Origin of the sequence: Mesorhizobium loti R88b, from assembly GCF_013170845.1 — a bacterium.
GTDB classification, from domain to species: Bacteria; Pseudomonadota; Alphaproteobacteria; order Rhizobiales; family Rhizobiaceae; genus Mesorhizobium; species Mesorhizobium loti_B.
The window spans coordinates 6,230,941-6,255,964 of the sequence record NZ_CP033367.1 but is presented as its reverse complement, the minus strand read 5'-3'; the positions used below and the strand labels follow the sequence as shown (position 1 = coordinate 6,255,964).

24 protein-coding genes are annotated in these 25,024 nt (G+C 60.5%); 11 read left to right on the top strand and 13 right to left on the bottom strand.

Annotated elements, in window-relative coordinates; genetic code table 11:
- Positions 1-90: 90 nt before the first annotated feature.
- From EB235_RS30460 to hydA, 6 genes are all read left to right on the top strand, one after another.
- Positions 91-501 carry a DUF2177 family protein gene (locus EB235_RS30460; RefSeq protein ID WP_027033707.1) on the top strand — a complete coding sequence of 137 codons (411 nt, stop codon included), beginning with the start codon at positions 91-93 and terminating at the stop codon, positions 499-501.
- Between the two features lie 154 nt (positions 502-655).
- Positions 656-2,005 (top strand): NAD(P)/FAD-dependent oxidoreductase, encoded by a 1,350-nt coding sequence (locus EB235_RS30455; protein ID WP_051429787.1) that lies wholly within the window; start codon positions 656-658, stop codon positions 2,003-2,005.
- A 121-nt stretch (positions 2,006-2,126) separates the two neighbouring features.
- Complete coding sequence (locus EB235_RS30450) at positions 2,127-2,495, top strand: thiol-disulfide oxidoreductase DCC family protein (RefSeq protein WP_032925993.1); 369 nt, start codon at positions 2,127-2,129, stop codon at positions 2,493-2,495.
- Entirely contained in the window at positions 2,479-2,979 is a 501-nt protein-coding gene (locus EB235_RS30445) for a DUF427 domain-containing protein (protein ID WP_027033709.1), read from the top strand. The genes EB235_RS30450 and EB235_RS30445 overlap by 17 nt, the downstream gene beginning before the upstream one ends.
- On the top strand, positions 2,979-3,683 hold the full coding sequence (locus EB235_RS30440; RefSeq protein WP_027033710.1) for an SDR family NAD(P)-dependent oxidoreductase: 705 nt from the start codon (positions 2,979-2,981) through the stop codon (positions 3,681-3,683). The genes EB235_RS30445 and EB235_RS30440 overlap by 1 nt, the downstream gene beginning before the upstream one ends.
- A gap of 103 nt (positions 3,684-3,786) precedes the next feature.
- A complete protein-coding gene (gene hydA, locus EB235_RS30435) occupies positions 3,787-5,157 on the top strand; it encodes a dihydropyrimidinase (protein ID WP_032925996.1) in 1,371 nt (456 codons plus the stop codon).
- 6 nt (positions 5,158-5,163) lie between these two features.
- Here the strand turns inward: hydA and EB235_RS30430 are convergent, their stop codons facing one another.
- Positions 5,164-6,060, bottom strand: a complete 897-nt coding sequence (locus EB235_RS30430; protein WP_027033711.1) for an AraC family transcriptional regulator — start codon at positions 6,058-6,060, stop codon at positions 5,164-5,166.
- A gap of 179 nt (positions 6,061-6,239) precedes the next feature.
- On the opposite strand from EB235_RS30430, the gene EB235_RS30425 reads away from it, so the two are divergent.
- The gene (locus EB235_RS30425; RefSeq protein WP_027033712.1) at positions 6,240-7,181 is read left to right on the top strand and encodes an alpha/beta hydrolase; all 942 of its coding nucleotides are present in this window, start codon (positions 6,240-6,242) and stop codon (positions 7,179-7,181) included.
- A 95-nt stretch (positions 7,182-7,276) separates the two neighbouring features.
- Here EB235_RS30425 and EB235_RS30420 read toward each other — a convergent pair whose 3' ends face one another.
- From EB235_RS30420 to EB235_RS30410, 3 genes are all read right to left on the bottom strand, one after another.
- Positions 7,277-8,485, bottom strand: coding sequence for a cysteine desulfurase-like protein (locus tag EB235_RS30420; protein ID WP_027033713.1), 1,209 nt, complete (start codon positions 8,483-8,485; stop codon positions 7,277-7,279).
- A gap of 23 nt (positions 8,486-8,508) precedes the next feature.
- A complete protein-coding gene (locus tag EB235_RS30415) occupies positions 8,509-9,180 on the bottom strand; it encodes an amino acid ABC transporter permease (protein ID WP_027033714.1) in 672 nt (223 codons plus the stop codon).
- A 66-nt stretch (positions 9,181-9,246) separates the two neighbouring features.
- Positions 9,247-10,038 (bottom strand): transporter substrate-binding domain-containing protein, encoded by a 792-nt coding sequence (locus tag EB235_RS30410; RefSeq protein WP_027033715.1) that lies wholly within the window; start codon positions 10,036-10,038, stop codon positions 9,247-9,249.
- A gap of 184 nt (positions 10,039-10,222) precedes the next feature.
- On the opposite strand from EB235_RS30410, the gene EB235_RS30405 reads away from it, so the two are divergent.
- Positions 10,223-10,936 (top strand): FadR/GntR family transcriptional regulator, encoded by a 714-nt coding sequence (locus EB235_RS30405; RefSeq protein ID WP_027033716.1) that lies wholly within the window; start codon positions 10,223-10,225, stop codon positions 10,934-10,936.
- Between the two features lie 70 nt (positions 10,937-11,006).
- On the opposite strand, the gene EB235_RS30400 is transcribed toward EB235_RS30405, so the two are convergent.
- The 4 genes from EB235_RS30400 to EB235_RS30385 form a co-directional block, all read right to left on the bottom strand.
- Entirely contained in the window at positions 11,007-11,327 is a 321-nt protein-coding gene (locus EB235_RS30400) for a hypothetical protein (RefSeq protein WP_155256472.1), read from the bottom strand.
- A gap of 165 nt (positions 11,328-11,492) precedes the next feature.
- Positions 11,493-12,098 carry a response regulator transcription factor gene (locus EB235_RS30395; RefSeq protein WP_027033718.1) on the bottom strand — a complete coding sequence of 202 codons (606 nt, stop codon included), beginning with the start codon at positions 12,096-12,098 and terminating at the stop codon, positions 11,493-11,495.
- Entirely contained in the window at positions 12,091-14,373 is a 2,283-nt protein-coding gene (locus tag EB235_RS30390) for an ATP-binding protein (RefSeq protein ID WP_027033719.1), read from the bottom strand. Before EB235_RS30390 ends, EB235_RS30395 begins: the two co-directional genes overlap by 8 nt.
- Positions 14,367-14,987: a biliverdin-producing heme oxygenase gene (locus EB235_RS30385; protein ID WP_027033720.1), complete on the bottom strand. Its 621-nt coding sequence runs from the start codon at positions 14,985-14,987 to the stop codon at positions 14,367-14,369. The genes EB235_RS30390 and EB235_RS30385 overlap by 7 nt, the downstream gene beginning before the upstream one ends.
- A 126-nt stretch (positions 14,988-15,113) precedes the next feature.
- On the opposite strand from EB235_RS30385, the gene ppsR reads away from it, so the two are divergent.
- Complete coding sequence (gene ppsR / locus EB235_RS30380) at positions 15,114-16,688, top strand: transcriptional regulator PpsR (RefSeq protein WP_167334901.1); 1,575 nt, start codon at positions 15,114-15,116, stop codon at positions 16,686-16,688.
- Positions 16,689-16,697: 9 nt separating this feature from the next.
- Here the strand turns inward: ppsR and EB235_RS30375 are convergent, their stop codons facing one another.
- Complete coding sequence (locus EB235_RS30375; protein ID WP_027033722.1) at positions 16,698-17,927, bottom strand: Coenzyme F420 hydrogenase/dehydrogenase, beta subunit C-terminal domain; 1,230 nt, start codon at positions 17,925-17,927, stop codon at positions 16,698-16,700.
- A gap of 118 nt (positions 17,928-18,045) precedes the next feature.
- On the opposite strand from EB235_RS30375, the gene EB235_RS30370 reads away from it, so the two are divergent.
- On the top strand, positions 18,046-19,608 hold the full coding sequence (locus EB235_RS30370; RefSeq protein ID WP_027033723.1) for an alpha/beta hydrolase: 1,563 nt from the start codon (positions 18,046-18,048) through the stop codon (positions 19,606-19,608).
- A 61-nt stretch (positions 19,609-19,669) separates the two neighbouring features.
- Positions 19,670-20,155 carry a TspO/MBR family protein gene (locus EB235_RS30365; RefSeq protein ID WP_245268907.1) on the top strand — a complete coding sequence of 162 codons (486 nt, stop codon included), beginning with the start codon at positions 19,670-19,672 and terminating at the stop codon, positions 20,153-20,155.
- On the opposite strand, the gene hemC is transcribed toward EB235_RS30365, so the two are convergent.
- The 4 genes from hemC to EB235_RS30345 all read right to left on the bottom strand — a co-directional run bounded on the left by hemC (position 20,088) and on the right by EB235_RS30345 (position 24,942).
- Positions 20,088-21,116: a hydroxymethylbilane synthase gene (gene hemC / locus EB235_RS30360; RefSeq protein ID WP_080680949.1), complete on the bottom strand. Its 1,029-nt coding sequence runs from the start codon at positions 21,114-21,116 to the stop codon at positions 20,088-20,090. The two genes, EB235_RS30365 and hemC, sit on opposite strands and share 68 nt — an antisense overlap.
- Positions 21,117-21,141: 25 nt before the next feature.
- The gene (dxs, locus tag EB235_RS30355; RefSeq protein ID WP_051429788.1) at positions 21,142-23,067 is read right to left on the bottom strand and encodes a 1-deoxy-D-xylulose-5-phosphate synthase; all 1,926 of its coding nucleotides are present in this window, start codon (positions 23,065-23,067) and stop codon (positions 21,142-21,144) included.
- 249 nt (positions 23,068-23,316) lie between these two features.
- Positions 23,317-24,375 (bottom strand): uroporphyrinogen decarboxylase, encoded by a 1,059-nt coding sequence (gene hemE, locus EB235_RS30350; RefSeq protein ID WP_032925998.1) that lies wholly within the window; start codon positions 24,373-24,375, stop codon positions 23,317-23,319.
- Between the two features lie 114 nt (positions 24,376-24,489).
- Positions 24,490-24,942, bottom strand: a complete 453-nt coding sequence (locus tag EB235_RS30345; protein ID WP_027033726.1) for a pseudoazurin — start codon at positions 24,940-24,942, stop codon at positions 24,490-24,492.
- Positions 24,943-25,024: the final 82 nt, after the last annotated feature.

Sequence of the window (25,024 nt, the reverse complement as noted above, 5' to 3'; positions counted from 1 at the left end):
CGCGCGCGCCCGACCGCCAGCATTTGATCCAAAAAGGTCGACGCAGCGTATCAGAAGACAAATGTGCAAAAAAGCAAAAGGAAATATCCCGTGAAAGCTTATGGCATTGCCTATGTCGCGACGGCTGTGGTGTTTCTCGGCATCGATGCCATTTGGCTGACGATCGCGGCGCAGCGCCTTTATCGACCGCAGATGGGCGACATGTTGCTTGACGGCTTCAGGCTGGTGCCGGCCGTGTTTTTTTACCTCATCTACATAGCAGGCATCGTCGCATTCGCCATATCGCCTGCATTTCTCAGTGATCGCTGGACCACAGCCACATCCTACGGTGCGCTTCTCGGTCTTGTCGCTTATGCGACGTACGACCTGACAAATCAGGCAACGCTGCGGGACTGGCCCGTCGCTGTGACGATCGCTGATCTCTGTTGGGGCACGGTTCTTACAGGTTTCGCGGCTACAATGGGTTTCCTTATTGCGCGAGCATTCACGTCCGCCTCTTGAGCACTGAAGCCTCGGTGTCTGCGCGAGACGCGCAGCGACGCAACGATTGGATCAAGGTTTGATGGTGATCCATCCAACGCCAAGTTTCGTAGTCATGGCAGTTGAGGACGCGAGAGGAACTCCTTTGACCAACAGCAACGGATCCGAAGGTTCAATGAGCTTGCATAAGCCAAGGACCGATCGCAGCAAGGTTCTGGACATTGCCGTCGTCGGCAGCGGTATCTCCGGATTATCGGCCGCCTGGCTCTTGTCCAGGCGTCATCGCGTGACGCTCTTCGAGGCTGATAACCGCCTCGGCGGTCACAGTCACACAGTCCAGGCCTCGGACGTGGCCGTCGATACCGGTTTCATCGTCTACAACGAGGCCACCTATCCGAACCTGTCGGCCTTGTTCAGGCACATTAAGGTGGCGACGAAACCGTCCGACATGTCCTTCGCCGTATCGCTCGACGACGGCAGGCTTGAATATTCCGGCACTGGATTGTCGGGATTGTTCGCCCAAGGCCGCAACGTGATCAGCCCCAGGTTCTGGCGCATGCTTCGCGATCTCATGCGCTTCTACCGCGATGCCCCGATTGATGCGGCCGGGCTTGGTGCAACGTCGCTGGGTGAGTATCTGGACGCGGCTGGCTACGGCGTCGAGTTCCGCAGCGATCACCTCTTTCCCATGGCGGCCGCCATCTGGTCGACGCCGGCTGCGGATATCGGCAACTATCCTGCCGCGGCGTTCATCCGGTTCTGCGAGACCCACGGACTGCTGAAAATATCCGGCCGCCCCATCTGGCGCACCGTCGATGGCGGTAGCCGCTCATATGTAGCCATCCTGGCCAAAGCTGTTGCGGAAATCGTTTCCAACTGTCCGATCAAGGCGATATCGCGCACACCGGACGGCGTCGATATCGTGGGCGGGGATGGCCGCCATCGCCAGTTCGACCACGTCGTCATAGCAACACATGCGGATCAGGCGCTTGCCATGCTCGCGGAGCCGAGCATGGCGGAACGGCGTCTGCTCGGCGCATTCAGCTACGTGAACAACGACGCCATTCTTCACTCCGACATCGGCCTCATGCCGCGCCGGCGCAAGGTTTGGTCAAGCTGGAACTACATGTCTCGCGAGGAGGGAAACACGCGTCAACTCGCCGTAACCTACTGGATGAACCGCTTGCAGGGCATTCCCGATCAGACGCCGCTTTTCGTTACACTCAATCCGCATCGGGAAATCAAACCCGATGCCGTGTTGCGGCGACTGAGTTATCGGCATCCCAGTTTCAATGTCGACGCCATCACGGCACAGGAGCAGCTGTGGTCACTGCAAGGCGTACGCAGTACTTGGTTTTGCGGCGCGTATTTTGGCGCGGGCTTCCACGAGGACGGGCTGCAGGCCGGACTTGCGGTGGCGGAAGCTATCGGCGCCGTAAGGCGGCCATGGGCTGTGCCGGATGAATCCGGACGCATTCATCTTCCCAGGCTTGCGTCAGCCGCCTTTGAGACAGAGGCTGCCTAGTGATTGATATACACAGCGCAAGCGGCACAACGCCTCTGACGGCCGACTCTTCCTTTCACATTGCTTGGGCACGGATCGTTTTCGTTGTGTCTCGCAAACACTGCCTGGAGCAATCACGACCATGACGCTCACAGTATGGTTCGATAGCGGATGTCCGTTATGCCGGCGCGAGATTGCGTTGATGCGGCGTCTGGACTGGCGGCGCGCCATTACCTTCATCGATATCGAACAGGATCAGTCCTGCCCGATTGACCGGCGTGATCTGCTCGCGCGTTTTCATGCGCAGGAAGATGGCAGGATCGTCTCGGGTGCCGCTGCCTTCGCTGCCATGTGGCGCGCGATCCCGATCATGCGACCGCTGGGGCTTCTCGCCAGAAACGGCGTCGTGCTGGCGGCGCTGGAACGGCTTTACATCGCATTTCTGGTTGTGCGTCCCCGGCTGACTGCGTGGGCGCGAAGGAAGGAGGCTGATCATGTCCAGACACCCTGAAGCGATCATGCCAACGGCAGGCCAGGAATCGGTCTGGGACTACCCGCGCCCGCCACGCATCGAACCGGTCAGCGAGCGCATCGTGGTGCGCTTCGCCGGTGAAACCATCGCCGATACCCATCGCGCTTTCCGCGTTCTCGAGACCAGCCATCCACCGGTCTATTATCTGCCGCCGCAAGACATGCGCATGGATCTGATCGTGCCAGCCGCCGGAAGCTCCTTCTGCGAATTCAAGGGCACGGCAAGCTATGTCACAATCGCTGCCGCCGGCCGCCGCTCAGAACGGGCAGGCTGGCGCTACGACAATCCGACTGCTGCATACGGGGCGATTGCCGGCTACGTCGCCTTCTATGCCTCCAGGGTCGATGAAGCGCTGGTCGGCGACGAACGCGTCGCGGCCCAGACCGGCGATTTCTATGGCGGCTGGATCACGTCGCGCATCGTCGGCCCATTCAAGGGCGCGCCCGGCACGTTTGGCTGGTGATGGCGGAGGACCGTACGGGCTCGCCGATTGCCGTTGTCATTGGCGCAAGTGGCGGGCTTGGCGCCGCGCTTGCCGAAATCGCCGAGGAATCTGGCCGCTTCCGTCAGGTGGTGAGGCTGTCGCGCGGCAGTCAGCCGCGCATCGATATCGAGGATGAAAAGACGATCCGAGATGCTGCAAGCTATGTCGCAAGCCTCGGTGTGCCGACCCTCTTCATCGATGCGACAGGCTTCCTTCATGGCGCGGGTTTTGAGCCCGAGAAGACCTGGCGCAGCCTCGATCCCAGGCATCTCGCAAAGTCGTTTGCCGTGAACGCCATCGGCCCGGCTTTGGTGATGAAGCATTTCCTGCCGCTGCTGCCGAAAGGCGAACGTGCGGTGTTCGCGACCATCTCGGCCAAGGTCGGCAGCATCGGCGACAATAAACTGGGCGGCTGGTACGGCTACCGGGCGGCCAAGGCAGCACTCAACCAGTTCGTGCGCACCGCGTCGATCGAGCTTGCCCGGTCGAACCCCGCAGCGATTTGCGTTGCGCTCCATCCCGGCACGGTCGACACCAAGCTCTCGGCGCCCTTCGGCAAGTCCGGTCTGGCAGTGCAGGCCCCTCGCGATGCGGCGGCAGCCATCCTGTCGTGCATCGACAAACTGACGCCGCGTGACAGCGGCGGTTTCTTCGATCGCACAGGCGATCGTCTGCCTTGGTGACGGACGATATGGATCGCGGTTTCCCCGCCTTCCGTTTGCGCCTTGGCCGCAACCATGCCAATTTTGAGCGGCTCGCCTTTCTTTCAGAGACAAAGCTTCAGCCATGACATTTGACACCATCATCACGCGCGGCACGGTTGTTACCGCATCCGACACGTTCAGCTGTGACGTCGGCGTCAAGGATGGGCGCATCGTGGCGCTGGCCGACAAGCTCTCAGGGGCCGAAGAGACCATCGATGCCTCGGGCCTGCTTGTGATGCCGGGCGGCATCGACAGCCACGTCCATCTCGAACAGCCGGGAGCGCCCGGCATCATCATGGCCGATACGTTCGAGACCGGAACGCGCTCGGCGGCGGTGGGCGGCAACACCTTCGTCATGCCGTTCTGCCTGCAAGAGAAGGGGCAGACGCTGCGCGAGAGCATCGAAGCCTATCGCCGCAAAGCGGAAGGCAATTGCTTCGTCGACGTCGCCTTCCATCTGATCGTCACCGATCCGACGCCGCAGGTGCTCGGCCAGGAGTTGCCGGCCCTGATCGCGGAAGGCTTCACCTCGATCAAGATTTTCATGACCTATGATGATCTCAAGCTCGCTGACCGTGAAATCCTCGAGGTGCTTTCGGTAGCCCAGCAGCATCGTGCGCTGGTCATGGTCCACGCCGAGGGCTACGACGCGATCCGCTTCCTGTCGGACCGGCTTGAACGGCAAGGCAGCACGGCGCCGCATTTTCATGGCACGTCGCGTCCGATCGCCGTGGAACGCGAGGCGACGCATCGCGCCATCAGCCTGGCCGAGATCGTCGATACGCCGGTCATGATCGTTCATGTCTCCAACCGCCAGGCGATGGAAGAAATCAGGCGCGCGCAGATGCGCGGTCTCGCCGTTTTCGGTGAGACCTGTCCGCAGTATCTCGTGCTTACCGAGCAGGATATGGACCGGACCGGCATGGAAGGCGCCAAATATGTCTGCAGCCCGCCGCCACGCGATCTCGATAGCCAGAAGGCCTGCTGGGAGGGCCTTCAGCAAGGCGTCTTCGAGGTGTTTTCATCCGACCACTGCCCGTTCCGCTACGACGACCCGGCCGGCAAGATGGCGCCGCGCGGCAAGACGAACTTCCGCTATGTGCCGAACGGCATACCGGGCATCGCCACGCGCATGCCGATCCTGTTCTCGGAAGGCGTCGTCAAGGGGCGCATCGATCTCAACCGCTTCGTCGCCCTGACCTCGACCAACCACGCCAAGCGCTATGGCCTTTACCCGCGCAAAGGCACCATCGCTGTCGGCTCGGATGCCGATATCGTGCTGTGGGACGCCAAGCGCGAGGTCACGATCACCCATTCGATGCTGAAGGACGGCTGCGACTACACACCCTATGAAGGCATGGCTGTCACAGGCTGGCCGGTCCGCACCATCTTGCGCGGCAGGACGATCGATCCCGACGCGGCCGCGCGCGACGGAGAACTTGTCTCGCGCTGATCCAACTTAGCCGGCGGGCTTGGCCCCCGCGAAACGTTCCCTATCCTCGCCAGGCGGGCGACCAAAAAGCCGTCGATATTCGCGGCTGAACTGCGAAGGGCTGTCGTAGCCAACCACGAAGCCAATCTCGGCGACGCCCAACGGCGTGGATGCAAGGCGCGATCTGGCCGACTGAAGGCGGATATGCTTCTGGTATTGGATTGGGGTCATCGAGGTGACCCTTCGGAAATGGCGGTGGAACGAGGTGACGCTCATGCTTGCGACTTGAGCCAACACCTCTATCCGGACTGGTTCCGCAAAATTGCCACGAAGCCAGCGGATCGCCCGACCAATCTGTGACATCCGACTGTCGGCAATGCCGATCTGCCGAATCATTGCCCCAGGAGTGGCCTCGATAAGCCGCCAGAGGATTTCGCGTTCTATCGCCGACGCGAGCACGGCGACATCGGCAGGCCGGTCCAGAAGCCGGAGAAGGCGAATAACAGGATCGAGCAGGTCGCTTGTAAGATGGCTGACCGCTATGCCCGGTGGATCCGTGCGTCCCATGGGGGATGTACCGGCCTCCAGAAGCAGGTTTGCGATAGCCTCCGGTCGCAAGGCAAATCCCAGGCCGAGGAACGGGACGTCAGCCGTCGCGTCGACCACGTTTGCTTCCAGGGGCAGGTCTACCGAGACAATGAGGTATTGGCCGACTCCATATTGGAAGACTTGGCCACCGAGGCCGATGCGCTTGGCGCCTTGCACGACCAGCGCGAAGGTTGGTTCCGCGATCTCCGGGATCGGCGACGTCGGTGCGGAGGCTGAAAGAAGTGTGAGGCCAGGCAAGACCGAGTGAGGAGCGCCATCCGGCGTGGCGCGCCTTGCGATAAGTTCTCTCAGCTCGGCAAGTCGTAAGGGTTCCATCCGAGACAGCCTGCCTCATCTGCCTTCGCGAGTCATGCGCGCTAACGCCGCATTTGGCAGGATTATGCATCAACTTGGCAGCTCAGGTCTACCTTGCAGAGCGCGGTTTCTGGTTTGCTGGCCTGAGTGAGGCGCAGGTGCGCCTCGCAGACATTTCCGTTCTGCAAAGGAGAACAACCATGAAGAAAGACGTCAGTTTTGACAGCGCTGGCCTGAAGCTGGCCGCCCACCTCTATGCGCCGGACAGCGCCAACGGCGCGCGCCTCCCGGCGATCGTCATCGGCCATCCGGGCAGCGGCGTGAAAGAGCAAGCCGCTGGCCTGTACGCGAAGCTGCTGGCTGAACAGGGCTACCTTACGCTGGCATTCGACGCCGCCTATCAGGGCGAAAGCGAGGGCGACCCTCGGGGCCTGGAAGATCCGGGGCAGCGAGTGGAGGACATCAAGGCGGCCGTGTTGTATCTAAGCGCGCGTGACGACGTCGATCTGAACCGTATCGGGGTCCTCGGGATCTGTGCCTCCGGCGGCTACGCCATCACAGCCGCGGTAGCGGACCATCGGATCAAGGCGGTCGCAACGATAAGCGCTGTCGATATCAGCCGCCTGTTCCGGCTGGGCGCCGACGGCAGGCAGCCTGCGGGCGTTTTCCAGTCCATGCTCGAAGCGGCGGCTATGGCGCGCACCACGCAGGCGCGCGGTGCGCCCATGGGCGTGATCCCGCTTTTCCCCGACGAGGAACAGGCTCGCGCTGGTGGCCAGCATCTCTACGAAGGTTGGGAATATTATTGTACCGACCGCGCGCGACACGAGCGCTCGGCAAAGTTCTTTACCTGGAACAGCGTTGATAGAATTGCGTCGTCTGACGCATTCCGATTCATCGAGATGATCTCGCCGCGGCCGCTTTTGATGATTGTCGGGACAGCCGCTCTAACTTCATGGATGACGGCAGATGCGATTGCCGATGCGCGAGAGCCGAAAGAACTGTGCTCCATCGACGGGGCCACACATGTTGCCCTGTACGACAAGGATGAGTTCGTCATGCCCGCGATTCGGAAGCTCGCGGAGTTCTTCGACACCAAGCCAAGCGCCGCTTCTAATCCTGTGACGACGCCGGTCTCTTGAGTGGCGAATTGGTGTCCCATACCAACAGTCACCGAGCATGGCTTTACGCCCCCGATCGATGCTTGCCATGCTCGTGATCTCTGTGGATTGGCTGCCTAGCTTAGCGATTGGTCGAGGACATCAATCAGCCGGTCGACTTCTGCGATCGTGTTGTAGTGCACCATGGAGACGCGAATGACGCCGCCGGGCGACAGCCCAAGCGCTTCGGCCAGCCGGCGCGAATGGAAATCGCCGTGGCGCACACCGATCCTGGCCTCGTCGGTCCGGGCGACGATGTCCTGAGGGGCGTGGCCGTCGACCGTGAAACTGATCGTCGGCACACGAAGCGCCGCCTGCGAGCTCCGGTCGCCAACGATGCGTACGCCATTGCGCACGCGCAGCCATGACAGCAGGCGTTCGCCGATCTCGGCCTCGTGCGCCGCGATATGGTCGAATCCGCTCTCGATCGCCTGGCGGCCCTGGCCTGCGCCTAGTGCCTCCATATAGTCGACAATGCCGGCCGCGCCCCAGACAAGTTCGTAGCAGGGATTTCCGGGCTCGAGTTTTCCCGGCACTTTGTCCTTGCCGTAAAAATAATGGTAAAGGCCGTCGAGTTCGAGCAGCAGTTCATGGCGCCCGTACATGACCGCGTAATGCGGCCCGTAGGTCTTGTAGAAAGAGAATACGTAGTAGTCGACGTCGAGTTCCTGGACGTCGAGCGCGCGATGCGGGGCGTAGGCGACACCGTCGACGCAGATGCGAGCCCCGCGCGCATGAACGATATCGGCGATTTGCCGGATCGGGTTGATGGAGCCCAGCAGGTTGGAGGCATGGGTCACGCAGACCAGCCGCGTGCGATCGCTCATCAGCGCCTCAAGCGTATCGAGGCTTGGCATCAGCGTTTCGGGATCGATCTCCCATACCTTGAAGACGATGCCACGCTCCTCGAGGATCAGCCAGGGACCGATGTTCGACTCATGATCGAAATTGGTCACGATAATCTCGTCGCCCGCCGTCAGCTGGCTTGCCATGGCGGTTGCCAGAAACCGCACCAGCACGGTTGTCGAAGGGCCGAAGAAAACCTCCTCGGGCCGCGCCGCGCCAACGAATGTGGCGATGCGGGCGCGTGCCTGCGCAAGCATTTCGCTGGCTTTGACCGACGGCCCGTAAGAGGCGCCGGTCTGGACGCTGGTCGTCAGAAGATAGTCGGCGACTCGCTCGGCCACCGGGCGCAGAACCTGCGAACCGCCGGCATTGTCGAAAAACGCCCAGCCTGTTTCCAGCGCCGGAAATTGGGAACGAACAAAATCGATATCGAGCGACATGGATGGCCTCGTGGGGAAAGTCTTCAACGTTCAGATTTGGCGAGACGCTTCTCCAGCATGCCGACAAGCCGGACCAGGGGAAGCAGGATGATGAGGTAGATGGCGGCCGCTACGATCAGCGGCGTCGGATTGGCGGCAAGGGCCTGCGCCTGGTTTGCCTGTTTGAGCAGGTCAGGCATTGCAACCACCGACGCCAATGCCGTGTCCTTCATGACGTTGATGGCGTTCGAGGTCAGCGGCGGCACGACAATCTTGATCGCTTGCGGCAGGATCACCTTGAGCATGGTCGAATAGAAGTGGAGCCCAAGCGCCCGTGCGGCTTCGAATTGACCTTTTGGGATAGCGACGATGCCGGCACGGATGATTTCGGCAGAATAGGCGGCCGATATCATCGAGATCGAGGTTGACGCGGCCGTGAACGAACTGAACCGGATGCCGGCAAAGGGCAACGCGTAATAGACGACGAACAGCAGCACCAGAACCGGTATAGAGCGGAACACGTCGATGTAGGCGACGGTCACAAAACGCACCGGCGAAGGCCCGTAAAGCCGCAGCATCGCCAGACCAATGCCGACGAAGAACCCGACAAGGATGCAGACAATGCCAAGTGTCAGCGTGGTGGCAAGGCCACTCAGGATGAGCGGCAACGTCTCCACGAAAACGCGGTAGTTCAAAAACGTATCGAAAATGGACATGTCCCAGCCTCTGCGTCACGGGAGAAGGAGGCCGCAACGCGGTCTCCTTCCACATGATGACCGGCATCAGAGCTTCGGCATATCCAGGACAGTCGACGTGGCAAGCCCTTCATCGGGCTTGGCGCCAAACCAGGTTTCGTGAATCTTTGCCAGCGTGCCGTCTTTCTTCAGAGCTGTGATGACGTCGTTGACCTTGGCAGCCAGCGGCGCATCCTTGGCGAACATCACCGAGTATTGCTCCGTGGTCTTGATGCGTTCGACGACCTTGAATTGCGGCTTATCCTTCGAATAATAGAGCAATGCCGGAATGTCCGAGATGTAGCCGTCGATGCGGCCCGCCTGCAGATCCAGCATTGCCGGCTGCAAGCCCTCATATTTGTTGATGGTGGCGATTTTCGTTTCGGCCTGATGCGCGGTGGTCCAGATATCACCGGTCGAACCGGTATCGACGCCGACAGTCTTGCCAGCCATGCCGGCGAGGCCGGTGATGCCGCTGTCGCTCTTGACCGTCAGCGACTGGTCGCTGTCGTAATAGGGCTGGGCGAAGCTGACCGACTCAAGGCGTTTCTTGGTGATCGTGATCGATGAGACCGCGGCGTCGATCTGACCGGACTGAACTGCAGCGAACAAACCGGCGAATGGGATGTTCGTGAACTTGACGTCCATGCCGAGCCGCTTTCCGACCTCTGTCATCAGGTCGATTTCAAAGCCCACCATCTTGCCGCTGGCGTCCTGGAACTCCCAGGGAACATTGCCGATGTTGGCGCCGACATTGATCTCCGCCGCGTGCGAAACGGCGGCACTGAAAGACCCCAGGGCAAGTGCTCCCGAGATCAGAATCGCTTTCAACACTCTCATTGAATTCCCCTTTTTTGATGACTTTTTTGATTGATGTGGTTAGACCGGTCTGACCAGTCCGACCAACCAATCATGTGCCCCTGAAAAATGCAAGGCATTCCGTCCGCCAGGCGGATCGGTTACCTCTGAAGCGACCAGAGGTGTAGCCGGATCGGCGCTGTTGCCCCAGAATGGAAGAAATTCGATGCTTTCGCGTGTTCCAGTACCCCACGCCGCCGCGAGGAAAATCCAGGGCATGATCCTCAGTGGAGAACTGAGGTCAGGTGAGAAGGTGCCCTCGCAGCGCGAGTTCGCGCTCAGTCTCGGCGTCAGCCGCGCCTCATTGCGCGAAGCCCTGCTGACCCTTGAGACACTGGGCATGCTGAAGACGGAACCGGGGCGAGGGACTTTCGTTTCGCAGGAAAGGCCTTCGGCGTCGCGCAACATGGCGCGGTGGCGCTATGCCGACAGCTATCCGGTAGCGGATGTCTTCGAGACACGCATCATGCTGGAAGGGCGGATAGCTGGCCTGTCATCGCAGACCCTCACAGAGGCCGAGTTTCAGGCTCTCGAGACTGAAACGGCTACGATGGAGCGCAATTGGGAAAGCGGCGACCTTTTGGCCAATGTCGAGGCGGATCTCGAATTCCATGCAATCATTGCATCTGCCTGCCCAAACAGAATGATCGTCGATCTCTACCAATCTGTCCGTGACAAACTGACCGAGACCCAAATCCAGCCAATCCCAATCACAGAGCCGGCTCGCATGCGAGCGTCGATCGCGGAGCACAGGCGCATCATTCGTGCCTTGCGACATCGCGATGCCGCAAAGGCAACCCGCGAGATGCAAAATCATATCACCAACACAGCCCGCTGCGCCGGCATCTCAATCGCTTCGAGCGTCCTCAATTCGGATTGATTGCGCTCCCGAGACAGACCGTTGCTAATGAACCGCCCCTGAACAATCATTCATTTGTTCAGGCGTTAGATTAATCCGTCTGCACCATCTTCTGGAGGGTGGGCGAATCAAATTCCACCGAAAGAGTCGATTCGCTAAACCGTCCCACAGGCTGCGGAGTCTTGTCCGATACCAGCCGAAAGATCTTGGCTATTTCACTGAGCAGGCCGAGACGGACCAATTCGGTCAGTGCTTCTGACGCTTCCGAAATCCCATGTGCGGAACGCCAACCCTCCGCGGCGGCCATCTGCTCATCTGTGAGCTTGACGAGCACACAATGTCGTCTTGCTTGACTTTGTCCGGGAAGTGAAAAATCTCCCCGATTTTCGGCACTGGAACGACCAGCCGGCATAGCGTGACCTCCCGGTTGTCGTGCAGACATTGAAGGTTGTTTTTAGATCATTTGCCTGCAGGCGTTTTCCCCTCGATCAAGTTAAGTGCAAACGTATCCTTGTTGCTATTTCGGTTATTCCGCTACGTATAAAATACTTATGCCAGATCTCGAGATTTTCCCGGCCTATTTCATCATCCGGATCAGGTCGGCGAGGCCTCGCGCCTCCATCTTTTCGCGGATGCGGGCACGGTGAATCTCAACCGTGCGCTGACTGATATGGAGTTGGTCAGCGATGTGCTTGTTGGTCATGCCCAGCACAACATGGTCGAGCACTTCCTTCTCCCGGCTGGTCAGCCGCGCCAGTCGCTCTGTCACGATACTTTGCGGCAACTTTGGCTGCGGCCGGTTAGCCAGACGATTGGCGGCGGCGTCAATGGCCGCCAGAAGCTGCTCCTGGGATCCGGGTTTTTCGATGAAGTCTACGGCCCCGGCCCGCATGGCCTCCACTGCCAACGGAACGTCGCCGTGAGCAGTCAGTATAACGACAGGAACAATGGGAGCCTTGGCTGCCAGCAGTTTCAGCAACTCGATGCCGCCTATGCCCGGCATCCGCAGGTCGATAAAGGCGCAGAGCGCATTTTGCGGATCGAAATTCTCGAGGAAATCTTCAGCCGATTGGGAGGGAACCGGCCGGAAACCATGCGCTGACAAGAGGGCGCACAACGAATCTCGCACGGATTCGTCGTCGTCAACGATGTAGATGGATTTGCGGACCCCTGGCTCAACCATTTTGCCGACCGTTTCTATCCAGGGTAAAGAAGAACTGCGCCCCGTCCTGGACCGGTTCGGTCCAGATCCTGCCGCCATGGGCCTCTACGATCGAGCGCGAAAGGGACAACCCGATTCCCATCCCACTTGTGGTTGAGTTGTGAAAGGGTTCAAAGAGCGTTTGCTCGATGTCTTTGTCTATTCCCGCGCCGGTGTCCCTAACGGATACTTCGACGAGATGGTCGTCGAAGCGCGTTGAAATAGTCAGCACCCTCTTCGTCGTCTGGGCCATCGCCGTCAGGCTGTTGCGAACCAGATTCAAAATAACCTGGCCAATCTGCACCGGATCTGCCTGGATCGGCGGCATGCCATCGGCGAAACTCAATACGATGCGGGGCGGCGCTTCGTCACTTGCAACGAGTGCGAGTTCGACGGCTTGCCGGATCACAGCGTGCAGGTCGATCGATTCTAGTGCGATTTCGCCTTGTCCAATGAAATTGCGAAGCCGGCGGACCAGATCGGCGGCACGCGAGGATTCCGATACCGCGCTGTCCATCAGCCGCCCGACGCCTTCGGGTACATCGACCCCATAATTCTTCAACTCTTGCCGGCATGCGTTGACATAGTTTGTCACCGCCGAGAGTGGCTGGTTCAATTCATGCGCAAGCGCGGACGCCAGCTCGCCCATGGATCGGTTCCGCGCCGCATCCAAAAGAACAAGGCGTATCCGCGCCTTTTCCGCTTCCGCATGGCTCTTTGCTACGACGGCGGCCCGCTCTCGGTCGAGGCTATTCATTGCGAATAGCGCCCGTCTCGTAATCCGCAGAATTTCGCTATCGATCTCGGTGAACGGCTTGCTGCGGCCAAGTCGTTCCTCCCGCCAAAGCGCGAACGATCCGCGGGGCGAAAGTCGAATGGAGCCGTCTTCAAGCGTCGTGCCGACTTTCTCCGGTCTCCCTGCCCACCGAATGGTGTGCTCGAACGCTTCGCGAAACAGGATCAGCCAGTCCTTGCCGTCCTCGGACAGCTCCATCATGGCCGCGCCGGCCACTTCGGATGAGCCATCTGTTCCAAGCATTCCTGAGAGATTATCGGTGGTTGATACTCCCTCGATCATTGCACGCCGGAGCTGTGCGAAATCCGTCGCGAGACTAGGCACTCTCCCCATCTCGATCCGCGCGTCGCCGAGGTTCAATATCATCCCGTGGGCGCTGCTCTGTTCCATGAGCATGGCCGCATGATCGTGGACGACGTCCCTAAGCGGCTTGCCTGATCTGGCATCACGCTCGATGGCAAATGCGGTCTTCTCCGCACGAATGCTTTGACGCAGCTGGATCGTGTTCTCCAAGCTCTGCAGGAGGGCCGAAATCGTCCCGCCGAGAAGCTCGCAGAAACGCAGTCTGCTCCAACTGAGGTGCAGCGGGCCATAGTGATGGCAGGCAACGAGACCCCACAACTCGTTATTGGATATCAGGGAAATCGACATGCTCGCGCCGACACCCATGTTGTTGAGATACTCGACGTGAACCGGTGCAACCGCTCGCAGCTTTGAGAAGGTCAAATCGAGCGGTGTTTGCGATCGGGCATCAGCAGCGACACCAGCCCGCGTCATGATAGGCACGGGTTCCGCGTTGATGTCCGGTATGGTGCGAATGACATTCAGGACGAAATGGCGCCGTGCCGGATCGGGAATATCTGAAGCTGGGTAGTGGAGCCCCAGAAAACTGTCGTCGCGAATGGTGCTTTCGGCAATGACTTCACCGTGCTTGTCTTCAGCGAAACGATAGATCATCACGCGATCGAATCCAGTGACTTCCCGTATGATTTGAGCGCCGACCTGGGCAAGTTCGGTCAACGTTTCAGGCCGGATCAGCTCGGAGATTATGCGCTGGCGGACGAGATCCTGTTCCCACATCACCGCGGGCCCATCCTGAAGCGCTACAAACTCCAGGATTATCCGTCCTTCGTGGCTGTGGGGAAAACACTCCAGTTTCGCCATGGACCCGTCTGGCTTTGAAACGCTGACGAACCAAGGCCTGAGCAGGTCTGGCATCGACGGGCTCAATCCCCGCGTGGCGAGTTCCGCACACTGGCTTTCGCCTAACAGAGAAGACAGCGGCTTGCCGATAAGGTCTTGGCAGGAACGACCGAAGAAGGCATCCGTGTTACTGCTCGCAAACTCGATTAGAAGGGTGGCCCCATCAACCGCGATCAGCGCCCCTATCGGCTGAATGGCGCCGATCATGTGGATCGGTTCGGTGTCGCATGACGTCAGGTCGACGGAGCGCTTTAGCACTGCTTGCGGCTCCGCTGGAACGCACCGTCATCCCAGTGATCCAGCCATTGCGCGAAAGACCTGAACGCCGTTTGGGCTGCGTCGACCATACGGGCTTTCGCTTGATCCGATGTCGCCAGCCTTTCGATCAGTTGACATGTCATCGCCCAGCGTTTCGATCCAGCTTCCCGGCACCACTTCCAGTAAACGTTGCCCCCGGTTCCGAACCTTTGAAGGAGGCTATCGGTTGAAGCGCACATCATCGAGGCGCCGAGCAAAGAGCCTTCGAAAACATATAGCGCGCCCCCCAGTGACTCGATTGAGTCGACGTCAAGTTTCTGAACCGAAGGTGATTGGCTCGTCCAAAGTGGAACGTCCGTACCGAGCACCCTCAGGTCGCTCGCCAAGATTGCCGTGCGAGGTTCGTAGACGAAGCTGAAGCGGTCGAGCCCGTGACGACCGCAGGCCTGCTGCAACGGTTCGTCGACACGAAGGTAGAACCCATGGAAGGCAAGCATCAGGTTCCGATAGCTGTCGAGGCTCATGGTTCCGTCCAGCAACGAGGCGAATGCGGGATGCTGGTCCAGTCCGCCATGCTCCGCCCTGGTTTCATGGCGGAGCACGAAGCGGAACATTTCGCTTCTCGGTCTCGTCTCAAGGTAAGCTGACAAGCGTACGCTCCCTATTGATTACCGGTTGTTTTCCCCGGCTATGTCGCGCCAGCTGACCTATCCAGGCGACAGAATCAGTGTAACGCCATTGTGACAGATGCGGCAACGCAACACTGGACAAGACCAACAATAAATAGCAAAAGCGGGCGAAACCGGCGAGGGGCCGGTCGGCGTCAATCTGCCTTAGTTGCGTGGTTCATCTCTCCGACACGACCGACCATCGCCCCTTTATCGGCTCCACGAAGTCGGATTTTCATCGCCATGACAGCTGAGTTTCAACATCCCGAAACGCATCTTTTGCAGGCAGATGTGCGCACCGTGGCCAATCTCCTGTCGGCCGCCGCCGATCTGACGCTGGTGGTCGACTACAACGACGTCATTGATGATCTGTCGCACAATCTGGATCAGCTATCTTCAGCGGGGATTCCCTCCTGGCGCGGCCAGCCGATTGAAGGGGTCGTACGGAGCAGCAGCCGATCGACACTCAAAAAGATGTTGCGAACGGCGCGCGATGGAGGTTCCGCGACGCGCTTCGACATCAGTCATCTGCTCGATGGCGGCAGGGATCTTCCGATACAGTACTCCGCCTTCAAGGTGGGTGGCGACGGTCAGATCGTTCTGCTTGGGCGCGATCTGCGCGTGGTCGCGGAGCTTCAGTCCAGGCTCCTGGCCAACAGGCAGTCGCTTGAGCAGAACGCCAAGAACCAACGTCAGGCGGAGGCACATTATCGCTTGCTGTTCGAAACCGCCTCTGAGGCAATCATCATTGTCGATGCGGCCAGCGGCAAGATCCGCGAGGCCAACCCTCGCGCTGCGGCAATTGTCGGCTTCGCGGGTGCCGGGTTGAGCGGCAGGAGGCTTTCCGCCTTGTTTGACAAGCACCAGCAGGCTGACGTGCAAGCCATGCTCGCCGCCGTTTTGGCGTCCGGCACACCGGTCACGCTCAGCCTGTCCGATGGCCCGAATGACAGACGCCTCGTTCTGGCCGCCGAGCTTTTTCGCGCCGGCGATCTCAGGCTTATCATGGTGCGCGTATCGGAGCCGGACAGCGCTGCCGATCTGCACGCGGCTCCCGATCTCGGGCTGGATTCGCTGGTGCGCAACGCCGCTGAAGGCGTTCTGCTGACCGACGACCAAGGAAAGGTTCTATGGGCCAACGAATCGTTTCTGGCGCTTGCCGGACTCCCGCTTGCCGCGCACGCTGTCGGAAGATCGTTTGGTGATTTCTTCGAATGGAGCAACATCGAGCAGGATGTGCTGCTGCAGAATGTTCGGCGTCACGGCCGCGTCCAGACCTTCGCGGGCACCGTCAAGGGGATGAATGGCCAGTCGACCGATGTGGATCTTTCCGCCGTCGCCATGCTGGACCGCAGCCCGCCGGGTTATGGCTTTGTCATCCGTGCCCTTTCCACGGAGGGTGCACGGCCGGGCCGCGGCAACAGTGACCTGACGCGCACCGCCGAAAACCTTGTCGAGATGATCGGCCGCGTTCCGATGAAGGATCTTGTGCGCGACACCACCGACGTCATCGAAAAGATGTGCATCGAAGCTGCGTTGAACCTGACAGGCAACAACCGTGCCTCGGCAGCGCGTGTCCTGGGCTTGAGCCGGCAGGCGCTCTATCTCAAGATGAACAAGTTCGGCATAGCCAGCGACGAGGAATAGCAGGCTGGGTTACGGCTGCTCGCGGTCCCGCGGCTTAATCCCGTAGGGCTTCACCAGAGACCATATATGCCTGGGCACCATGGTGCGCAGCCGGCGAGGCCTTTCGCGGCGCAGGTGCAGGACCGTTTCGACCGCCTTCATGTCGACACGTGCGCGCGCGAACTCGAGGCCGCGCGGTCCGATCCTTGGCATCAGCCATCCGACGATGGGCCGTAGCCAGTCAGGCATGGCGCGCAGTGGCAATCCGCCCGCCGCCCGCTCGACATTGGCCAGGAAACCCTTGACCGGTCCACGGCGGCTGCCGCGACTGCCTGGCGTCGTCATGCGCAACTCGTTGCCGAGCAGCTGCACCAACTCCTCACCACGGTCATTGCGGATCAAAAGCCATTGTTCACCCTGACCGCCCATGTAGCCGACGGTGATATCGGCGAGCACGTTTGTGTAGTCGACACAGGTTCTGCAGGTCAGCGGGAAGAAGTCCGGCGGCAGCTTCGAAATCGGTAGCTTGAGGAATGGGATTTCCTTCACCGTGCCGTTGGTAAACCGAAGCTCGACATGGAAATCCGCCCTGAATTCCAGGTATGTGATGGTCTCGGGATCTTCAGCCAGCAGATCGAGAAACTGGTGAAACCGCTCTGTCGTGGTGTTGTCGGAACACGGCGTGCCGATGACATAGAGCCGCTCGAAGCCGTACTCACGTTCCAGGCTGCGCAAGGCGTGAACCTGGCAGGGGATTCCGATAACCGCCAGTCGTTTGTAACCGCGCTTCATCGCAGGCTCGAGCAAAGCGAGCAGGGGCGCGTACCCCATGCGCATGCCGCGGCACGCCGCCATGCCTTCCGGCTTCGTCACCAGGACCGGGACGGGCCGCCATTTGTCGGCGGGGTCGGGTGCCATTGTCAGCACCGCATCGACCGCGCCGGTCTCAAGCAGGCGCTCGGCAATGCGGGTTGTGATGCCGGACCACTGAGCGCCCTCCAGCGGCGCCACCAGCGAGGCTCGAACCATGCGGCGGAAGGGGCCGAAATGCGTTTCGTCAGCACGATCGGGGTCGCGTGAGCGGCCATGCACGCGCTGCTCAAGTGCATCATAGTCAGGCTTGATGAACTGGCACGCGCGTCCGCAGGCCTTGGGATCGCTGCTTCTGGAAATGCCACAATCCGTGCACAGGTCGCGCGGCGCGGCGGGTCCCATAGGCGGGGCCCATATGGCTTCCGGTCCTCTGGCGCCAATCGTCATGATGCGGCACTCTTGCAGTTGGTAAAATAAATTTTACACCTTAGACTGTCACTTTCGCTTAGCGAGGACAATGCCTTTGTTTGCCGACCGACAGATCGACGCGTTGCGAGAAAATGGGATGCGGGGAGCAACGGCGGCACGTTTTGCACGCAGCCGCGGGCGGGGTGCCGCTCTCGCGCGGGGACTGATCTTCGCCGTCGCAGTTCTGGCGGCGTGTGTTGGTCTTTGGCGGTTGCTCACCTCGACCGATGGGCTTTCGGTGACACGGTCGTCCGTCGCCGGCACGCCGGTTACCATCTTCGAAATGGTGCCCATGAAGCCTGCGCCCGTCGTGGTGATCGCCCATGGATTTGCCGGCTCGCAACAGCTCATGCAGCCTTTTGCCATTACCCTGGCACGCAGCGGCTATCTCGTCGTGACCTATGATCTGCTTGGACATGGGCGCAATCCGATGCCGCTCACCGGCGATGTGACCAAGGTCGAAGGTGCGACGGCCAATCTGGTCCGGCAGCTCGGCATGGTCGCAGACTTCGCGCGCGCCCTGCCGGGATCGGATGGCCGGCTGGCGGTGCTGGGCCATTCGATGGCGACGGATGTGATCATGCGCTATGCCGTCGCCCATCCGGACGTCTCGGCGACGGTGGCGATCTCGATGTTCTCGCCTGCGGTGACGGCGACCTCACCGAAGGACCTGCTGATCGTCGTCGGCGATTGGGAGAGCGGTCTCAAACGCGAGGCGCTGCGCGCCGCCGACCTGGCAGCTGGCGGCAATGCGCAGGAAGGCGAGACCTATGGCAGCATCGCCGGTGGCTCGGCGCGGCGAGTGATCTTTGCCGATCACGTCGAACATGTCGGGGTGCTTTACAGCAGCGAAAGCCTGGCTGCGGCCCGCGACTGGCTCAATCTGGTGTTCACGCGCACGATCTCGGCACCTGTCGAGGCACGCGGCCTTTCCCTCGGTCTGTTCTTTGTTGGCATGTTGATCATCGCGCGTTTTGCGACGGGGCTCTTGCCCCGCATTATGCGGCAGCCCGTCGGCGCCGACGCGCGCTGGGCTCAGCTTGCCGTGACCGGTGTCGTGCCGGCAATGCTGACCCCGCTGATCCTGTGGAAAGCGCCTGTCGATGTCCTGCCGGTTCCGGTCGGCGGCTATCTCGCGGCGCATTTCCTGCTGTTTGGGCTTTTGACCGCCGGCGGTCTTTTCTGGTTTCGCGGTGTCGGCGCAAAGGCAGACGCGCTCGACTGGCGCGGGATTGCTGGAGCAATCGTTGCGGTAACGCTCTTCTGTCTTGCCGGGATCTATCTGCCGATAGACGCTTTCATCACATCCTTTGTCCCGACATCCGGCCGCTGGCTGCTCGTCGTCACCATGGCGATCGGCCTGCTGCCCTATTTCATCGCCGACGAGTGGCTGACGCGCGGCACCAATGCACGAAAAGGCGCATACTTCTTCACCAAGATTTGCTTTCTGTTGTCGCTGGCGGCGGCAATCGCGCTCAACCTGGAAGGCCTCTTCTTCCTGATCATCATCGTGCCGGTGATCCTGGTCTTCTTCACCATGTTCGGGCTGATCAGCTCCTGGGTCTATCGGCGCACCGGCCACCCCGCTGTCGCCGCGATGGCCAACGCGCTGCTGTTCGCCTGGGCTATCGCGGTCACATTTCCGATCCTTGGCCGCTGACGATTTCCGCGTCGGCCCCTTTATGCTAGGCAAGTTTGGTAATCAGGCATCGAAATAAGCGATGCCAGGCTTAATGGAGGCGAGCATTTCTTTCGATTGGTCCCTTCTCGTTTTCTTCCTGCTGATGGTCGTCACCGGCACCAGCGGCGCGTTCTTTCAGCCAGGCGAATGGTATCGCGGCCTGCGCAAACCTGGCTGGACACCGCCGAACTGGCTTTTTGGACCGGTCTGGACGGCGCTCTACGTCATGATCGCCATTGCCGGATGGCTGGTGTGGCGCAATGCCCCGGCCGGGGCCGCGATCTGGTTGTGGGGCCTTCAGCTTGCGGTGAACTTCTGTTGGTCTGCGCTTTTCTTCGGCGCGCGCCGCATGGACCTCGCCTTTTACGACGTCGTCCTCTTGTGGCTGCTGATTGCCGCCTTCATCGTCGCCGCAGCGCCAATATCGTTGACGGCTGCCGTGCTATTTGTTCCCTATCTCATCTGGGTGACGATCGCTGGCACGCTGAACTGGACCGTGTGGCGGATGAACCCGTCAAAAGCCTGAGCGCTTTGGCCGAAGGCAAGGGGTTTTGAACCAAGGTCCAGCCTTCGAAGAAGGCCGATCCTGCCCTGTCCCGGATCGTTTCTCCGGCCTGCCTGCCAATGCGGGCCGCATCGCTGATCAGTCCCTCGGCTTCGATCTCATGGCATTGTGTTCCGTCGGGCGTGATGATCAGCCCTGCAAAGGACAGCCTGTCGGCAACGATCGTCGCATGGCCGGCGATCGGCGTTCGGCAGGACCCGTCGAGCGCGGCCAGAAAGGCACGCTCGCAGGCGAGGCTCTGTCCGGTTGCCACATGATGGATCGCCTTGAGCATCTCTGTCATTTCCGTGTCGCCGATGCGGTTCTCGATGCAGATAGCTCCTTGTCCCGGGGCCGGCGGGAATACGTCCAACGTCATCACATCGGTTGCAATATGTTCGACGCCGAGACGTTTCAGCCCGGCATAGGCAAGCATGGTACCGTCGGCGACACCTTCGTCGAGTTTTCGCAGCCGGGTCTGCACATTGCCACGAAACTGCACCACATCCAGGTCCGGCCGCATCCGTCGGATCAGAGCGTGACGGCGCAGCGACGACGAGCCGATCGTGGCGCCGCGCGGCAGGTCCGAGATCGACATCGCCGTCTTGCTGATGAAGGCGTCGCGCGGATCCTCGCGTGGCAGGAAGGCGGCAAGCTCCAGACCGTCGGGCAGCTTCGTCGGCATGTCCTTCGACGAGTGCACGGCGATGTCAATCCGGCCGTCAATCAGTGCTTCTTCGAGTTCCTTGGTGAACAAGCCCTTGCCGCCGGCTTCCGACAACGGACGATCCTGGATGCGGTCGCCGCTGGTCGATATCACGACAACTTCGAATGCGTTTTCCGGCATTGCGTGCGCCGCCATCAGCCGCGCGCGTGTCTCTACGGCTTGCGCCAAGGCCAGCGGGCTGCCGCGCGTCCCGATCTTCAGGCTTCGTGCAGGCATGCTTCAAAACACCATCTGCTGAAAGTCACCGCGCGGCTCTGACGATCGGCGCGAACATTGGGGGGCTCTCGGATTCCACCCCAAGTGCCGCCAGTGCCGTAGCGACGATATGGGAAGCATTGAGGCCTGCCGATTCATACATTGCCCTTGGCGTGTCATGATCGAGGAAACGGTCGGGCAAGGTCATGGTGCGGATGCGAAGACCCCGGTCGAACGACCCTTGCGCTGCAAGGAAGTGCAGGACATGGGCGCCGAAACCGCCGGAAGCGCCTTCCTCGATTGTGACTACCACCTGATGATGGCGCGCCAGCAGCAGGATAAGGCCGTGATCGAGCGGCTTGGCGAAGCGTGCATCGGCAATGGTTGTCGAAAGGCCCTTCGCTTCAAGCTCGGCGGCTGCCTTGAAACATTCCCCCAACCGTCCGCCAAATGACAGAAGGGCGATTTTCGATCCTTCCCGAAGCACGCGGCCTTCGCCGATTTCGAGTGCCACCCCGCGCTCCGGCAACACCACGCCCTGGCCTTCGCCTCGCGGATAACGGAAGGCGGAGGGCCGGTCATCTATAGCGGCCGCGGTCGCAACCATGTGGACAAGCTCAGCCTCGTCCGCAGCCGCCATGACCACGAAGCCGGGAAGATTGGTCAGATAGCCGACATCGAACGAGCCGGCATGCGTCGCGCCATCCTCGCCAACCAGCCCAGCTCTGTCGATGGCGAACCGCACCGGCAGGCCTTGCAAAGCCACGTCGTGCACGACCTGGTCATAGCCGCGCTGCAGAAAGGTTGAATATATGGCGCAGAACGGCCGCATACCGGCCGCAGCCATGCCTGCGCAAAAAGTCACGCCATGCTGCTCGGCGATCCCGACATCGAAAAAGCGCGATGGAAATCGTTTCTGGAACTTGTCCAGCCCGGTGCCGGACCCCATTGCAGCCGTAACGGCGACGATGCGCTCATCACTTTCGGCCTCACGCAGCAAGCTGTCGGCAAACACCGCCGTATAGCTGGGCGCCTTGGGCGCCGACTTCTGCTGCTGTCCGGTGACGATGTCGAAACGGGAAACGCCATGATACTTATCGGCGGCGTTTTCCGCCGGCGGATAGCCCTTGCCCTTTTCTGTCAGCGCATGGATGAGGATGGGTCCATCGGCGCGTTCCCGCACGGTGCGCAGTACCCGAAGCAGCTGATCCATGTCGTGGCCGTCGACCGGGCCGATGTAGGAGAAGCCCAGATCTTCGAACAGCGACCCTCCGATAGAAAGGTCGTCCACAAGGCCACCGGCCCATCCCGCTCCAGCTTTGCGCGGCGTTGACGGCACTGAAACGGCGGCTCTGGAGTCCTGGAGCGGCTTTTCGGAATAGAGCCGGATCAAATAGTCCGACATGGCCCCGACGGGCGGCGAGATCGACATGTCGTTGTCGTTCAGAATGACGATCAGCCGCTTGCCAAGGTGGCCGGCATTGTTCATCGCCTCGTAAGCCATGCCCGCGGAGAGCGCGCCATCGCCGATGACGCAGATCACGTCGCCGGATTCGCCCTTGAGGTCGCGCGCGACGGCAAAGCCTAGGCCCGCCGATATAGATGTCGATGCATGCGCCGCGCCGAACGGGTCGTATTCGCTTTCGGAGCGCTTGGTGAACCCGGACAACCCGCCCCCTTGCCGCAGGGTGCGGATTCGGTCGCGGCGGCCGGTCAGGATCTTGTGCGGATAGCACTGATGTCCGACATCGAAGATCAGCGTGTCGCGCGGCGTATCGAAGACGGCGTGGATCGCCACTGTGAGTTCGACGACACCAAGGCTCGCGCCAAGATGGCCGCCGGTTACCGAAACCGCTGAAATGGTTTCTTGCCGCAATTCGTCGGCCAATCGGGACAGTTCGGTGTCGGAGAAGGATTTCAGGTCAGCGGGCGATGTAACCTTGTTCAGGATGTCGCGATCGGACCGGTTCATGGTGCTCCTCCCCATGAGATGCTTCGACAGCGTGTAGAATGCGTCGAGATACGCATCTCAATCACTCGTTCATGAAGGCTGAGCTGCGTGGTCGGAGCTGGATCGCCCGCCGGGCAGTCGCCACCAATATGTAAACATTATGTTACATAATGAAGTGTCAATGTCGATTGGAAAGTTCAGCGGTCTGCACATAGTCCCGCCTGGCAAAATGTTGCCGGGCGATTCAGACGATGGAGGATTGGTTGGCGGTCAGCGCGCCGCGTTGCGGACCTGGGCGATCATCGCCTCAACGTGGTCGATCGGCGTTTCCGGTGTGATGCCGTGGCCGAGATTGAAGATCAGCGGGCCGTTTCCCAACGACCTCAGGATCGCATCAACCCCGTCACGCAGGGCCTGGCCTCCGGCGACGAGACGCATAGGATCGAGATTGCCTTGCACGGCTCCGTCGGATTGCAGACGCGCGCCGAATGAAACCGGAACCGTCCAGTCGATGCCGAGGGCATCGACGCCGGTGTCCTGACGATAGCGCTCGTATAACACCCCGGCGCCTTTGGGAAAGCCGATGATGGGGATTTTCGGATGCACGGAGCGCACCTTGGCGACCATGCGCGCGACCGGCGCAACACAAAACGCGGTAAAGGAAGCCTCGTCGAGTACCCCCGACCAGGAATCAAAGATCTGGACGACGTCTGCGCCGGCGTCGACCTGACGTATGAGGTACTCTGCGGAATGATCCGCCAGCGTGTCCAGAAGCAGCGCCATGGCCGCCGGCTCGCGATAGGCGAACAGACGGCCTGGCGCCTGATCGAGCGTCCCATGCCCGGCGATCATATACGTTGCCACCGTCCAAGGGGCTCCGCAGAAGCCGATCAAGGCCGTCTCGGTCGGTAGGGCCTTGCGCAAACGGGAAACCGTTTCATAGACGGGAGCCAGATGCTGGTGAAAATCGGATCCATCCAGGCGGTGGATATCGTCCGCAGTTACCGGCGTCATCAAGGGCCCGCGACCTTCCTCGAAACGCAGGTCTCGCCCCAAGGCGTGTGGCACGACGAGAATATCCGAAAACAGGATCGAGGCGTCAAATCCGAAACGCCTGATCGGCTGCATCGTCACTTCGAAGGCCAGGTCCGGATTGTAGCAAAGGTCAAGAAAGCTGCCGGCCTGCTTTCGGGTCTCGCGATACTCCGGCAAGTAACGGCCGGCCTGGCGCATCATCCAGATCGGCGGCGGGAAAACCGGCTTGCCTGACAGCACCTCAAGGACGCTCATCAGTCTACCGCTACCGATACTTGGAAAATGCTTTGTCATGACCTCGGACTCAATGCCGGCCGTACACCACAACCGGCACTCAATGCCGAACGCCTGATGGAGTATGTCAAGCCATCGCTAGCTGAAGTACGCCGATGCCGCTCGAAAACCCATTCAGTTCGTCGCGGGAAGCTGCGCCAGAAGATCCTGATAGTGCTTTTTCGGCTTGGGCGAGGGAATCTTGTCGACTGCCGCCTTGACGGCATCGAGGTTGGTCGGCTTGCCCGCCAGAATGAGCGCAACCATGCCCATGGAGAAGTGCGGGAGGCATTTCACGCCGTAAAGCCCTTCAGCATCGATCGTCATTGTGATCGGCTTGCCTGCCTTGCCTTGGAACTGCTTGCCGCCGGTAGGAAGCATGCCTGGGGTGGTTTCCGCGAGATGTCCGGCGTCGGTAGGTATGAACGTTACGGTGTCGCCGACCGCCGCCGTGACGAAGTCGGGTTCGAACACCATCTCGCCCTTGGCGCCCTTGTTCAGCATCTTGACCTGATGGTCAGCCGCGAACGCGCCACTGACCATCAGAGCCGTCAATGCCACCGCCGCAAGTATGGTTCGCTTCATCATTCGTTCCTCCCGAAAGGTCGATTTCGATGGCAAAGCTAATCCGGGCCGTCACGCTGTCAAGGCTAAAACTGTAAATTTTTCT

Bases quoted from the DNA above. Each gene is read 5' to 3' on its own strand.
- EB235_RS30370 (WP_027033723.1), top strand. From the start codon at position 18,046: ATGCGGGGAGCAACGGCGGCACGTTTTGCACGCAGCCGCGGGCGGGGT.
- EB235_RS30430 (WP_027033711.1), bottom strand. From the start codon at position 6,060: ATGGAACCCTTACGACTTGCCGAGCTGAGAGAACTTATCGCAAGGCGC.
- EB235_RS30345 (WP_027033726.1), bottom strand. From the start codon at position 24,942: ATGATGAAGCGAACCATACTTGCGGCGGTGGCATTGACGGCTCTGATG.
- EB235_RS30455 (WP_051429787.1), top strand. From the start codon at position 656: ATGAGCTTGCATAAGCCAAGGACCGATCGCAGCAAGGTTCTGGACATT.
- EB235_RS30450 (WP_032925993.1), top strand. From the start codon at position 2,127: ATGACGCTCACAGTATGGTTCGATAGCGGATGTCCGTTATGCCGGCGC.
- hydA (WP_032925996.1), top strand. From the start codon at position 3,787: ATGACATTTGACACCATCATCACGCGCGGCACGGTTGTTACCGCATCC.
- EB235_RS30405 (WP_027033716.1), top strand. From the start codon at position 10,223: ATGCTTTCGCGTGTTCCAGTACCCCACGCCGCCGCGAGGAAAATCCAG.
- EB235_RS30375 (WP_027033722.1), bottom strand. From the start codon at position 17,927: ATGACGATTGGCGCCAGAGGACCGGAAGCCATATGGGCCCCGCCTATG.
- EB235_RS30385 (WP_027033720.1), bottom strand. From the start codon at position 14,987: ATGTTCCGCTTCGTGCTCCGCCATGAAACCAGGGCGGAGCATGGCGGA.
- EB235_RS30425 (WP_027033712.1), top strand. From the start codon at position 6,240: ATGAAGAAAGACGTCAGTTTTGACAGCGCTGGCCTGAAGCTGGCCGCC.
- EB235_RS30420 (WP_027033713.1), bottom strand. From the start codon at position 8,485: ATGTCGCTCGATATCGATTTTGTTCGTTCCCAATTTCCGGCGCTGGAA.
- EB235_RS30415 (WP_027033714.1), bottom strand. From the start codon at position 9,180: ATGTCCATTTTCGATACGTTTTTGAACTACCGCGTTTTCGTGGAGACG.
- EB235_RS30445 (WP_027033709.1), top strand. From the start codon at position 2,479: ATGTCCAGACACCCTGAAGCGATCATGCCAACGGCAGGCCAGGAATCG.
- EB235_RS30395 (WP_027033718.1), bottom strand. From the start codon at position 12,098: ATGGTTGAGCCAGGGGTCCGCAAATCCATCTACATCGTTGACGACGAC.
- EB235_RS30440 (WP_027033710.1), top strand. From the start codon at position 2,979: ATGGCGGAGGACCGTACGGGCTCGCCGATTGCCGTTGTCATTGGCGCA.
- hemE (WP_032925998.1), bottom strand. From the start codon at position 24,375: ATGACAAAGCATTTTCCAAGTATCGGTAGCGGTAGACTGATGAGCGTC.
- EB235_RS30400 (WP_155256472.1), bottom strand. From the start codon at position 11,327: ATGCCGGCTGGTCGTTCCAGTGCCGAAAATCGGGGAGATTTTTCACTT.
- dxs (WP_051429788.1), bottom strand. From the start codon at position 23,067: ATGAACCGGTCCGATCGCGACATCCTGAACAAGGTTACATCGCCCGCT.
- EB235_RS30410 (WP_027033715.1), bottom strand. From the start codon at position 10,038: ATGAGAGTGTTGAAAGCGATTCTGATCTCGGGAGCACTTGCCCTGGGG.
- EB235_RS30365 (WP_245268907.1), top strand. From the start codon at position 19,670: ATGCCAGGCTTAATGGAGGCGAGCATTTCTTTCGATTGGTCCCTTCTC.
- hemC (WP_080680949.1), bottom strand. From the start codon at position 21,116: ATGCCTGCACGAAGCCTGAAGATCGGGACGCGCGGCAGCCCGCTGGCC.